Source organism: Embleya scabrispora DSM 41855 (assembly GCF_000372745.1).
Lineage (GTDB): Bacteria > Actinomycetota > Actinomycetes > Streptomycetales > Streptomycetaceae > Embleya > Embleya scabrispora.
Window position 1 is genome coordinate 1 of record NZ_KB889671.1, and the last position, 13,024, is coordinate 13,024.

At 73.3% G+C, this 13,024-nt stretch carries 7 protein-coding genes and 1 pseudogene; 3 read left to right on the plus strand and 5 right to left on the minus strand.

All coding sequences use genetic code 11. The features are described 5' to 3' along the window. The coding region (locus A3IC_RS0123235; protein ID WP_020552459.1) for a hypothetical protein at positions 1 to 3,294 on the minus strand (3,294 nt) is incomplete at its 3' end. Between the two features lie 180 nt (positions 3,295 to 3,474). Here A3IC_RS0123235 and A3IC_RS0123240 point away from each other — a divergent pair. Continuing rightward, complete coding sequence (locus A3IC_RS0123240) at positions 3,475 to 4,320, plus strand: hypothetical protein (protein ID WP_020552460.1); 846 nt, start codon at positions 3,475 to 3,477, stop codon at positions 4,318 to 4,320. A 102-nt stretch (positions 4,321 to 4,422) separates the two neighbouring features. After that, a complete protein-coding gene (locus tag A3IC_RS0123245) occupies positions 4,423 to 4,725 on the plus strand; it encodes a hypothetical protein (protein WP_020552461.1) in 303 nt (100 codons plus the stop codon). An 82-nt stretch (positions 4,726 to 4,807) separates the two neighbouring features. Here the strand turns inward: A3IC_RS0123245 and A3IC_RS0123250 are convergent, their stop codons facing one another. The 4 genes and pseudogenes from A3IC_RS0123250 to A3IC_RS56085 form a co-directional block, all read right to left on the minus strand. Beyond that, positions 4,808 to 9,466, minus strand: a complete 4,659-nt coding sequence (locus A3IC_RS0123250) for an FtsK/SpoIIIE domain-containing protein (protein WP_020552462.1) — start codon at positions 9,464 to 9,466, stop codon at positions 4,808 to 4,810. A 206-nt stretch (positions 9,467 to 9,672) separates the two neighbouring features. After that, on the minus strand, positions 9,673 to 10,806 hold the full coding sequence (locus tag A3IC_RS56080) for a hypothetical protein (RefSeq protein WP_020552463.1): 1,134 nt from the start codon (positions 10,804 to 10,806) through the stop codon (positions 9,673 to 9,675). Then, the gene (locus tag A3IC_RS0123260) at positions 10,803 to 11,330 is read right to left on the minus strand and encodes a sigma-70 family RNA polymerase sigma factor (RefSeq protein WP_020552464.1); all 528 of its coding nucleotides are present in this window, start codon (positions 11,328 to 11,330) and stop codon (positions 10,803 to 10,805) included. The genes A3IC_RS56080 and A3IC_RS0123260 overlap by 4 nt, the downstream gene beginning before the upstream one ends. 206 nt (positions 11,331 to 11,536) lie before the next feature. Next, positions 11,537 to 11,889: pseudogene (locus A3IC_RS56085) on the minus strand (winged helix-turn-helix transcriptional regulator). A gap of 184 nt (positions 11,890 to 12,073) precedes the next feature. On the opposite strand from A3IC_RS56085, the gene A3IC_RS0123270 reads away from it, so the two are divergent. Continuing rightward, on the plus strand, positions 12,074 to 13,003 hold the full coding sequence (locus A3IC_RS0123270; RefSeq protein ID WP_020552466.1) for an alcohol dehydrogenase catalytic domain-containing protein: 930 nt from the start codon (positions 12,074 to 12,076) through the stop codon (positions 13,001 to 13,003). Positions 13,004 to 13,024 lie beyond the last annotated feature (21 nt).

Below are 13,024 nucleotides of genomic sequence, written 5' to 3' on the forward strand. Positions count from 1 at the left end.
GATCGCGGTGACGTCGACGCCGGCGACGGGGTTGCCGTGCAGGTCGGTCAGGAGGGGGCCGTGCTCGCCGGGGACGACGAAGTGGGCTTCGCCGGCGCCCTGGAGGGCGAGGCCGTGTTCGGCGACGCCGCCGTCGGCGCCGTACCGGATGGACCGGCCGGTGGCCGGATCGGTGACCCGGTAGCCGTTCTCGATCGTGACGAGGGTGCGGTCGGTGATCGGCTTGCCGTGGGCGTTGGTCAGGACCGGGGGTCGGAGGTCGCCGTGCGCCACCACGAAGTGCGGTGCGCCGGTCCCGCCCAGGGCGATGCCCTGCTCGGCGATCGCCCCGTTGGCGCGGTAGCGGATGGTGTGGCCGCCGGCGGTGTCGGTGACCCGGTAGCCGCCCCGCACCACGGTGACGTCCATACCGGCGACGGGGTTGCCGTGTACGTCGGTGAGGGTGGGGCCGGTGCCGTTGTCGACGACGAATCGGGGCTCGCCGGGTGAGCGGAGCGCGAGACCTTCGTCGGCGATGCTCCCGTTGTGGTCGTATCGGATGGAGCGGCCGGTCGCGGGATCGGTGACCCGGTGGCCGTCGTTCACCGTCGTGCGGATGGCCGCACCGTCGAGCCCGGTCGAGTCGAGGCCGACATGCATGACGGTGACCGCGGTCGGCGGCGGGATGCTCCCGGCGACCGAAGTCGTCGGCAGCGACTGGGCCCCGCCGCCCACCTCGTGCCCACTGCCGCCGACCAGCCTCGGGCGCTCCAACAAGCTCTCCGCCTGCGCCTGGGCCAGGCCGCGGTCGATCCGGGCCGGGTCCACGCCGAGTCGGTCGAGCCGGGTGAGCGCCGTCTCCACCTTGGTCGAGGCGTGGTCCACCGCGAGCCGGGCGTCGCGCTCGAACGGGGACGGCTTGGAGGACCCGCCCGGACGGACCTCGAGGTCGTGCAACACCTGCTGGGCCCGGCCCAGTTCGGTCCGCGCCGAGGCCAGGTCGCGCCAGGCCTCGACGCGGCCGGTCCGCAGCGGATCGTCGGCTTTGCCGAAGAGCGCGCCGATCCGGTCCGCGTCGCGCTGCCACAGCTGTTCGAGCTGGGTCGGGGAGAGCCGGTTGGCCGGGCCGGTCAGGCCGCCGCCGTGGGTCGGGGGCGACGGCGCGACGGCGACCTGGTTCGCGGTCGGCGTGCCGGGCCGCAGGTCGCCGCCGCCGGGGCCGTGCGGCGGCGGGGCGGGGGGCAGTGCACCGGCGTTGGCGGGCGAGTCCAGGCGCAGCGGCGTCTTCGGGCCGTGGTCGAGCAGGTTGAGCGCGTTGCCTGCGTGGTCCGGGACCAGGGCGGCGGGCGGCGGGCCGCCCGCCAGGGCCGTCGGGGACGGCGCGGACTGGCCCGTCGACGTGCCGAACTCGGTCGGCTTGAGCTCCACGTGCGGGCCGGGCGTGCCGTGACCGGGCAGGCCCGGTGCGGTCAGGCCGTGGTTGGTCAGGCCCGAGCCGGGCAGGCCCGGTGCGGTCAGGCCGTGGTTGGTCAGGCTCGGGTTGGCGAGGTGCCCGATGCCGGATCCGCCGCCCGGGCCGCCGCCGGTGAGCAGGCTGGGCGTGTTCGGGCGGTGGCCGGCGCCGGTCTGCACCAGGTCGAGCGCGGACAGCGAGGTCAGGCTCGGGGTGTGGGCGACCGACGGCAGCGCGCCGTTGGCGGGCAGCGCGTGCAGCGTGGTCGCGGGCGCGTTGTTCGGGGTGAACCGGCCGATCGAGTCGACCCCGGGCAGGTGGTCCACCTTGCCGGCCATCGCGGGTGTGGGCAGCTTGGCCCAGTCTCCGATCTGCGTCAGCTTCATGTCGCGCATGCCGATGTCCACGAGGGCGTCCATCCGGCGTACCGCGTCCGGCGCGAACTGCATCACCTCACCGAAGGAGGTGGGGATGTGCAGGCCGGCGGGGGAGGTGACGGTCAGGTTCGTCGTCGGCAGGTCCAGGGCGTGCATCCGGAGTTCGTCGGCGCCGAACCCGGACCAGTCGCCGGCCCGGATCCGGGCCAGGTCGTCCACCGGCATCGCGGGCAGCGCGCCCGCGCCGTGCAGTGGCGGCGGGGTCGGGATCTGGCTCAGGCCGCGGCCGCCCGCGGCAAGAAGCGGCCCGCCGTAGCGGAACCTGCCCAGCACGCCGCGCTCGTAGAAGCCGATCTGCAACGCGCGCTTGAGCCCGAAGCGACTGATCTCGGCCGCGTCCACCGGCAGGATCAGCCGCAGCCACTTACCGCCGCCCAGTTCGGACTTGAGGAACTTCCAGGTGCTACCCGCGGCTCCCTTGATCAGGCCCGGCAGTCCGCGGAACAGGGCAGGTATCGCCTTGAAGCCGTTGATCACCGCCAGGCCGCCCTTGCCGAGCGTGGAGCCGACCCAGGACGGCAGCTTCAGCGCGGCCGCGCCCACCCACAGGGCGCCCGTCTTGACCCAGCCGCCCGCGAGTCGGGCGAAGTCCTTCAGACCCGGGATGAACGCGAACGAGCGGAACGCACCCGCCCCGAAAGCGCCCTTGAGGGCACCCCACGCGCCCTTGCCGAAGGTCTTGAGGCCGTTCCAGAGGAACTTCGCGCCGTCCTTGAACAGCTTGAGCAGGTTGAGGCCCTTGGTGGTCGGCGCGATGATCCCCAGCCCGGCCAGGAACAGGTCGAGCAGCCCGGCCTTGCCCTGCGCGACGTCCACCGCGGTCTTGACGAACAGGGCCAGGTTGACCCCGATCGCGAGCAGCGCGAGCGGGCCGCCCAACAGCAGCGCGGGCAGGATCAGGATGATCGCCAGCCAGTTGAACGCCTCCCAGAACAGGTCGCAGTTCGACACCGGCTGCTTGATTCCGGCGGCCGCGCTGTTGACCACCTTCGCGGTGGCCTCGGCCTGGGTGCGCTGGGTGGTGCCCGCGGTGCGCGCGGTCGTTCCGTAGGTGGCCCGCCGCGGATCCTCCAGGGGCAGGTCCCGACCGTGCGACAACGCCGTGTCGGCGACCTGCTGTTGGGCCTCCATCACGCCCAGGTACGCGCGCATCGACTTGGCCGAGTTCTCGAACGCGTCGGCGATGCTCTGCACGAACTCGCGGAGCGGGCCGCTGATCTTTTCCCGTAGCGCGTCGGCGGTCTGCCCGACGAAGGCGCCGTCGCCGGTCTTGTCCAGGACCGCGTCCAACGCGTCGTCGATCTCCCGGGCGACCCGACCCAGACTGTCCATCGAGGTGATCAGCGTGCGTAGCCGGACGGGATCGCCTGGCGTGGGATCGGTGCTCAGGCCGATCGCGTTCCAGTCGGTGGGGCGATTGCCCATGACCCGTCTTCTCCTCGCCATGCTCGCCGGACCTCGCCCGGACCACGCCCGGACCACGCCCGGGCCACCCGGTCGGTTCACCGAAGGCGGGGATTGCCTCGGTGAACCGACCGGGTGGCCCGGGCGTGGTCACGGCGACGGATCCGGTCGGGGGGTCCGCGATGCCCGACGGGAGCGGACGTGATCGAATTCGCGCTGGATTACAGCACGCTGAGCGAGGCCAAGAAGGACATGCACGACCTCGCCGATCGGATCTCGCCCACCCTCAAGTCCAGCGACTTCGCGACCCTGGGCCAGGGCGGCTACACCGACGCCCAGGCGGTGTTCGGCGACCAGACGCTGACCGGTGCGTTCCGCAGCCTGTACCGGCTGTCCGCGGGCCCGATGACCCGCGCCGAGGATCTGCTCAAGAAGCTCGGCGACTGCTTCGGCACGGTCGGCGACGCCTACTTCAACGCCGACGCGCAGATCACCGAGGGCCTGGGCGTGATGGGCGCGACGATGGGCCTGGAGGAGTGGCGGAACAAGGTCGCTGCCTGGAAGTACAAGCAGGACCACATCGACGAGTGCGGCAAGCCCGGCCCGGACGGCAGTCTCCCGGAGTTCTGCAAGGCCCAGGACCCCGGCGACAAGCCGCCGCTGGACCAGGTGATCACCACGCCCAACGGCGGTCGGATCGAGACCCACCTGACCCTGGACGAGCACGGGAATGTGATCAAGGAGGAGACCAAGGTCGTCAGCAACGGCCAGACCTACACCTCGGTCACCACCTACGACTCCAGCCGGTTGAACTACACCACCGTCTCCACCGCGGCCGACGGCGGTGTGACCACCACCGAGACGCACCTGAACGCGGACGGCGGCGGTACGCAGAAGGTGGTCGACTCCGAGGGCAAGACGCACACCTACACGCGCACCGACGGCAAGCACGAGTGGGTGGACACCACACCCAAGCCGCCGGAGAAGCCCGTCCCGCCCGGTGGCGGCGGTGGCGGTGGCGGCGGGCGCGTCCCGCGCCGCGACTGAGCCGCCCGGGTAACCCCTGAACCGCCCCCGAAACCCCCACAGCACCCCGACACCCGGTTCCGCCGCACCCCGCGGCGAGCCCGATCTCCCCTGGAGGAACCCATGGCCGCCGATATCGCACTCGACTTCACCCGGATCGACGAGGTCGCGGGCAAGCTCACCAAGGCGCGCGAGACGATCACCCCGATGATCAAGACCCTGCTCACCGACGTGAACGGGCTGCTCGACAACGGCATGGTCTTCAAGGAGTCGAGCCCGGCCATGCGCGACGCGTACGCGAAGTTCGACACCAGCCTGACCGCCGCCATCGACGGCATCCAGATCTTCTCCGACATGTTCGCCAAGATTCGTGTCCAGATGCACGACATGGACGTCGAGATGGCGAAGAACCTCAAGAAGAACTGAGCCTTCGCGCACCACGATTCGGGCCGCCTCCCCACCGGGGAAGCGGCCCGAAATCGTTCGCCCGATCCAGGTTTTCGTCCGGCTACTCGGCAGCCCGCAACACCGTCAGCGGAACCTGTACCGCCATCGGGAGACCGCCCGGACCGGCGGTCCACGCCCGGCCGGGCACGGGCGGCGCCGAGCGCACCACGTTCGTCGGCAGTCGCACGCCGATCATGTCGCCCTCGTGCATGTTCTTCGGCGCGAGCAGGATCCCGTGCCGGCTGCCGCGTCGGGCGGCGGTGAGCCAACTGCCCATCGCCACCTGGAGGGCGTCGTAGGAACCCGCGTACAGCAGCCCCTGGCCGCGGTCCCGCCCCGCGATCGCCAGGTCCCGCAGGACCCGGTCGGCCGCGGGCATGCCGAGCAGTTCGGCGTCGTCGACGACCACCACGCGCGGACCGGACAGCTCGTCCAGGGCGCGTTCGACGTCCTCGGCGGAGGGGTCCTCCTCGGACAGCAGTCGCACCTGCGGGTGTTGCGCCAGAGCGCGCAGCGGCGATTCCCGCGGCGTCAGCACGACCAGCGAGGTGCCGCCCGCCAGCAGCGACACCGACAACGACGCGAGGCTGGTGCTGCGTCCGGTCCCGGAGGGACCGATCACGCAGAACACCGACTTGACGGTGAAGTCCACTCCGATCGGCTCGGCGCTGTCGCCGCCGATGCCCAACAGCCCCCACATCGGGCGACGCTGCCCGGCCGGCACCTGCTCGTACGCGCCGGCGAACTCGACCACGCGCGGCAGCGTCGGGATCCGTACCGGCGTCCGCTCGCTCGGCACCCTCGCGTCGCGGCGGCTCGCCTCGGCGCCGATCCGGCGCAGCGCCTCGGCCTGCTCCTGCCCGCTCGGGTCGGCCGCGAGCAGCACGACCTGGCTCTCCGTCTGGGACAACACGTGCCAGCCGCGGCCGGGCGGGATCACCGCCGGGACCTTGCGCAGCGGCATGCCGACCATCTGGTAGTCGGTCCGGTCGGATTGGCGCAGCAGCAGCTTGTGGTCGTTGTGCGCGGCCAACCGGCCACTGAGCAGCGCCCGTTCGGATGTGGCCACGATGTGGATGCCGGCCGCCGCGCCCTCGCGCAGCAGTCGCATCACGTCGTCCACGAGCCTGCCGCCGTCGTGGTCGTCGAGCAGTCCCACCAGCGCGTCCCAGCCGTCCAGCAGGACCACGATGTGCGCGGGTCGCTCGGCCGCCGGAAGCATCCGGCGCAGCTCCACCAGCCCGGCGGCGTTGTGCACGCTGCACCGTTCCTGACGCTCGGTCAACTCGCGCACCAGGCGGCCGAGGAGTCGCCCCATCCGTTCCATGTCGTGCCGCGAGACCACCGCGCCGCAATGCGGCAGGGTCTCCAGGGCGGCCAACCCACCGCCGCCCGCGTCGATCCCGTACAGGTGCACGTCGGCGCAACTCGCCGTGGCCGCCGCGGCGCCCGCGATGGTGCGCAGCACCTGGGTGCGGCCCGAGCGCGGTGAGCCGATCACGTACAGGTGGCCGAACGTGGCCAGGTCCAGCGTGGTCACCCGCTGCTCCTGGAGTTGCGGGATGTCCTCCAGCGCGTAGGGGATGGGCGGCGGCGAGGTGTCGGGCCCGCCGGTCGAGGCCCGTTCCACCGGCGGCAGGTCGTCCAGCAGCACCCGTTCGGCCAGTGCCGGCAACCAGGGGCTGGGCTGCGGGGTGTAGTCCGGCAGCGTCTCGGCGGCCTCGCGCAGGGCCGACACCAGGGCGTTGAGGTCGGTCGGATTGGGCGCTTCCACGGTGTCCGGGCCCTCGTCGACGGTCGGCAGGGACACGGGGCGGCCCAGGCCGGACAGGGTCAACTCGGTGGCCCGCACCGAGCGGCTCGCCCCGGCCGCGGGGCCACTGCCGGGGATCGGTCGCTCGGCGCCCACCCAGGCGGCCTGGAACGGCACGGCGGCATTGGGCCCGGTGCGGATCAGCGCCCGGCCCGGGGTGCCGGCCGAGATGTGCACGGCCTCGGCGGTGTCGATGATGTCCTGGCTCTCGCCGGCGTCGGTCACCCGCAGGGCGATTCGCAGGTTGGTGTTCGCCCGGATGTCGCCGGTGACCACCCCGGCCGGTCGCTGAGTGGCCAGCACCAGGTGGATGCCGAGCGAGCGGCCACGCTGGGCGATGTTGATCAGCCCCGCGACGAAGTCGGGCACCTCGCGGACCAGGGTGGCGAACTCGTCGATCACCAGGATCAGTCGGGGCAGTGGTGCCAGTGTGGGGTCGGCGGTGCGCTTGCCCCGGTACTCGGGATGGTCCTTGGCCCCGACTTGCGCCAGCAGGTGTTCGCGGCGCCGCAGTTCCGCGGCGAGCGAGTCCAGCGCCCGGGTCGCCAGGTGTTCGTCCAGGTCGGTGACCATGCCCAGGGTGTGCGGGAGTTCGGCGCACTCGCTGAACGCGCTGCCGCCCTTGTAGTCGACCAGGACGAAGGTCAGCTCGTCCGGACGGTTGGCCACCGCGAGCGCCGCCACGAAGCTTTGCAGCAACTCGGACTTGCCCGAGCCGGTGGTGCCCGCGATCAGGCCGTGGGGGCCGTCGCGTACCAGGTCGATGCGCAGCGGCCCGTCGTACCCGGCGCCCAGGGTGAACGTGGTCGAGGCCGGTCGGCGGGCCCAACGGGCCAGGAAATCCGCCGCCTTGGGGGGCTCGGCGTCGACCAGGTCGAGCAGCTTGACGGTTTGCGGCAGGCCGCTGTCGTGTTCGGGGCTGACGTCGCGCAACGGCGCGAGGGAGCGGGCCAACTGCTCGCACCAGGACGCGTCGACGTGGTCGGCGCGCACGTCCACGACGTCGGGCAGTCCGGTCTGGCGCACCGTCAGGTGTCGGCCCGTGGCCAGCACGACGGCGGTGCACTCCTCGGGCAGCAGTCGCTCCTGTTCGTCCAGGCAGACGCTGAACACCCGGGCCGCCGGGCCCTCGGTGAGCACCTGGACCATGCCGGGCACCTCGCGCAACTGCCGGGCGCCGTCCGCGATCACCACGATGTCCGGGCCGCTGAACATGGCCTGGCCCATCGACGAGCCCATGCTGCGCTGTCGGCCCTGGATCTGCGCGACCAGTTCGGAGATCCGGTTGGCGGTGGACTCCGGGTCGGTGCCGAGCAGTACGACTGCCGCGGCCGAGCCGGACTGCGGGCGCAGATGCGGCAACCAGCGCACCCAGGCCCAGTCGGCGGCCCGATCGGGGCCGGTCAGCACCACCACGCGCAGGTCGCGCGGGCTGTGCAGGACCGCGGACTGGATCACCAGCCAGCGGGCCAACGCCTGGATCGGTTCGCCGGGGCCGGCCACCCCGAGCACGCCGTGGTCGGCGATCTCGATGCCGATCGGGGTGTCCGGCAACGTCCAACGGGCGGTGCGGTGATGCTCGTCCCGGGCCGGGTCCTCGACCTCCTTGACCGACGGCTGGTCCACCGTGCCGATGCGCAACACCAGGTGGTCGGCGTCGCGTCGGCGCCGCTCCCACAACCGGCTGCCCGGCCCGGTCGCGATCAGCGCGACCGCGGCCGGGTCGGGGCCGACCTCGCCGCGGACGATGCGCTCGCGTCGTACGGCGGTGCGGATGTCGTCGTGCAGGACGCGCAGTCGGCGCCGGTACTGCACCCCGTCGAGCATGTGTTTGACCCGATTGCCGCGGCGGCCGGAGATCCAGTTCGCGATCGCCATGAACGGGCTCATGATGCAGAAGATCAGATAGAAGTACGACTTGAAGAACGCGACCATCGCCAGGCCCATCACCAGCGGGGCGATCATCACCAGCAGCGGGAACGGCAACCGGTTCGGCTCCACCGGCGGCGAGGGCAGCCGGATCTTCTCCGCGTCCAGGTGCGGGGCGATCCGGGGCGGCCGGTTGTAGTCCAGGCCGATGCCGTCGTCGGAGGGCGTGACGTCGGCGTCCGCCTCGACGGGGCCGGACAGCCGCAGCAGGGACGGGCCGACGACCAGGTCGGACTCGTGCGGCCAGGGGGTGCCCGGCGGTGCGGGGGCGCGGACCGCGGGCTCCTTCGGCGGGGCGATCCGGGCACTGTCCCGCTCGACCTTGCGGTCCGCCTCGCGTTCGTCCTCCAGGACGCGTTCCTCGTGCTTGCGGGGCAGTGCCGCGGCGGCGGTGATCGCGTCGGTCGGCGGCGGTGCGACCTCGCGGCCGTGCACCGCGTCGTCGTCGGGGACGGTGCGGTGCCAGTACGCCGAGCCGTCGGGGCAGACCGTCACCCACAACCCGCGCGCCGGAACGCCGGCGACCGGCAGCCGGATCGCGCATCCCTCGTCGGCGCCGATCTCGTGGCTGCCGGGGCCCAACGGCCAGATCCGACCGGTGTACGGGCCGGACACCGCGTGCACCTGGACCAGTGTCTGCGGATCGAAGGGATGCCGGGGAGCACACACCCGGTCGGGCTCGGCGGGCGGTGCGCCCAGGCCGAGGACGGTGGCCTCGCGGATGCCGGAGACGGTCAGCGGAGCGTGCGGGTCCAGCGCGGTCTCGCCGAGGTAGAGCGTCTGTCCGCCGGCCGGCGCGTCGCCGTCGAGGAACGCGCTCAGCTCGGCGGGGCGCCCCTCGGGGTCGGCCTCCACGGGCGCGGCCGGTCGGCGCAGGGCGGTCGCGAGGTCCGCCACGATGCTCCCGGGCGGGAGGTCCACGAGATGGTCGCGGCGTAGGCCGTCCACGGCGTCCACGGTGGTGACGGTGAGTCTCACGTTGGCGTGCTCCTGGGGGTGGGCGGGGATTCGGGCCGGGGGTGCGGCCTGGGGGTGGGCGAGGGTGCGGCCCGCGGGTGGTCGGGTTCCGGGCCGGAACGCGTCCCGGGGCGGGGCGTGGATCGGCCGAAGCGCGGCCCGGGGTGGGAAGCGGGCAAACGCCGGACGGGCCGATCAACGGCCCGTCCGGCGTGTGGGAAGCGGGATCACACGTCGACGGAGACGCCGCTCGGCTTGTCGGTGTCGGCGGGCTCGTCGAGGTCGTCGTGCGGGACCGGCGGGACGGGCTCGGTCGCGGTCGCGCCCTGGGTCGAACCCGGCGCCGGGGCCGGGGCCGCGCCCGAATCCGGATCCAGGTCCGGGTCGGCCACGATCGGGGCCGGGTGCGCGGCGTCCTCCGTGGACCACGGCGGCAGTTGCCACACCGTGGCGGCGACCGCGCGCGGCAGCGGCCGCGCGTCCACCCGCAACGGGGTGCCGTGCACGAGCAGGGCGCCGGTGGGGGACACCGCCAACAGCCGGGCGTGGCCACGCGGTGAACCCAGGGTAAGCACCGACACCGGTGAGGCGGCGGGCACATCGGGGGTCTCCGCGCACACCACGACCTGCGGGTGGCGGCGGCTCGACGCGGCGGTGGTCGCGAGCGCGAACGCCTCGGCGGTGGTCGGCCCGGCGTGCCGCGGGTGGATGCCGTCCGCGACGGTGACCGCGCCGGCCGGCAGCCGGGCGTCGAGCTGGGCCGCGAGGGCCTGCACGGTGGCCCGCGCGCCGCGCCGCTCGCCGGACACCGCCAGTACGCGGGGGCCGGTCAACAGGTCGAGGAAGACCACCGCGTCCTGCCGGGCGCCGACCGCGACCAGCAACGGGGCGGGGCCGGTGCCCGCTTCCAGGTCGGTACGCGCGATCCACCACAACCGGGGGTCGAGTTCGTCGACCGCCCACGGCTCGGCGGGCTCGGGCAGATCCGACCCGCCTGCGACCAGCACGCCCACCACGTCCCGCTCCACCAGCGCGCCGTACGCACGCGCACCGGCCGACACCTCGGCCGCGAGCCGGAGCGCGTGCTCGGCGTCGGCCCAGGTGTTCGGCTCGCGCAGCGCCCGCACCAGCAGTCGGCGGCGCCGCCGATACCGGGTGAACGCGGTGACCGGCTCGGCGAACGCGGCCACCGTGAGCGCGAGTTCCCGGCGCAGCCGGCGGCGGACGAAGCGCCATCCGCCGCGCCGCATCGCGGCCCAGTGGGCGAGGGCGAACACGAGGATGACGATCCCCGTGTAGCCGAGCAGGGTCGTCAAGTCCTGTCCGGCGACCTGCATGGCGAGGTCCTCGGAGCCTGTCATCCGCTCTCCTCGATCGCGGCGGGCTCCCGACGGATGGCCGCGATCCCGTGGTAGGTACGAGACTTGACCGTCCCGCGCGGTATCCCCAGGGCGCGGGCGACGTCCGCGCCGCTGCGATCGAGCAGGTGTACCTGGGCGAGCGCCTCGCGGTGCGGCGCGGCCAGTGCGCGCAACGCCCCCACGAGCACGCAGCGATCCACGATCGTCGCGGCCGGATCGGGCACCGTCGGCAACCCGGCGAACTCGCTCGGGTCGATGCCCACCGGCAGCGACCGGTTGCGCCGCCGGGCGTCCACGGCCAGATTGCGGGCGACCCGGAACAGCCACATCCGGATCGGCCGGCCGTCCCAGTCCAGCCGGTCCGCGGCCTCCCAGGCTCGTAACAGCGTTTCCTGGACCACGTCTTCGACGGTGTGCAGGTCGGCGCCCAGGATGCCGCTCACATACCTGCGCAACGGCGTGCTCTCCGCCATCAGCAGTTCGATCCGCCGTTCGCGCTCGTGGGTCTCACGGCCAGGCGACACGACTGGGCTCCTCGGAAGTTCGGCCGGCGTCCGTTCCGCCGGTCAAGATCACGATATGGAGCCGGAAACACCCTCGGCGGGCCGGAAAATGAACAGTCGGCGATCTTCTGGCGGACCTCCGGTGACCCGAGGTCGTGCGGCCCGAACGTACGAACGCGAGTGGGTCGAGGCCCGTGTGTGTGGGCGATCGGCCGGGCCGGGTGCGGTCAGCCGACCGCCGACGGGCGCTCCGCGTCGTAGCGCTCGCGTGCCCGGTCCACCTCGGGGACGTGCTGCTCGGCCCAGGACTTGATGGCCGGCATCAGTGGGAGCAGGCTCGCGCCCAGCGGGGCCGGCGCGTAGTCGACCCGGACCGGGACGGACGGTGTGACGGTGCGGGTGACCAGGCCGTCGCGTTCGAGGTTGCGCGGGGTCTGGGTGAGCATCTTCCGGCTGACCCCGGCCACGCGGCGGGACAGGTCGCTGTAGCGCTGCGGGCCGTCGGCCGGCGCGTTCACGCGCGGCTCACCCATGTGTCGCTGATCCCGTCCAACAGCCGCCGGGCCGGGCAGTCGGCCATGTACGCGTCGAACGCGGTGCGGGCCTGGGCGCGACGCTCGGCCGCGGTACGGGTCGGCCTGGCTCTCCTACGGGTGTGTTACACACTCTGGGGTACGTACTTACCAATGGAGAGTAGCTCTTCGTAGGTTGGCGGTCGAGGGGCCGGGAGGGCCGGCCCGAACGCAGAGCGTGGGAGTGGTGTCATGCGTGCGGTGATCGCCCGAGCCGGATCGTCCGTGGTCGAGGTCGTGGATGCGCCCGACCGCGAACCGGGACCGGGCCGGGTGCGCATCCGGGTCGCGGCGGCGACGGTGAACCCGGTGGATTCGATGGTGCTGGACGGCGCGCCGGTGCGCTTCGGACTGGTGCGCGCGCGCGAGGTGTTCGGCCTGGGCTGGGACGTCGCCGGCGAGGTGGCCGGCGTCGGTGCGGGGGTCACCGGGTTCGCGGTCGGCGACGCGGTGCTCGGGCTGCGTGATCGGTTGGACGTACGGGCGGGCGCACACGCCGAGTTCGTGGTGTTGGACGCGGACGCGGTCGGGGCGCTGCCGGCCGGCCTGGATGCGGTCGCGGCGGCGACGATCCCGTTGAACGGGCTGACAGCGTGGCAGGGACTGGACCTGCTCGACCTGTCGGCCGGGGACACCCTGGTGGTGACCGGGGCGGCGGGCGCGGTGGGCGGGTTCGCGGTCGAACTCGCGGCGGCGCGCGGGGTTCGCGTGGTGGCGGTCGCGGGCGCCGCCGACGAGGACTTCGTCCGCGGCGTCGGGGCCGAGTGGTTCGCCCCTCGCGGCCCGGAACTCGCGGACCGGATCCGGGCGATGGTGCCGGGCGGTGCGGACGCGGCGCTGGACGCGGCGATGCTCGGCCCGGACGCGCTGGACGCGGTGCGCGGCGGCGGGGCGTTCGTGGTGGTCAACGCGGGCGCGGCGCCGCCGGCACTGCGCGGGATCCGGGTGCACCACCTCTGGGTGCGCGCGGACGGCGCGCGGTTGGCCGAACTCGCGGCGCTGGCCGAAAAGGGCGCGTTGACCCTGCGGGTGGCCGGGGTGCTCGCGCTCGCGGACGCGACCGAGGCATTCGCCCGGCTGGGGGAGGGCGGGCTGCGCGGGCGGCTGGTGCTGGTGCCGTGAGGCACGGCCCGGGCGCCGGCA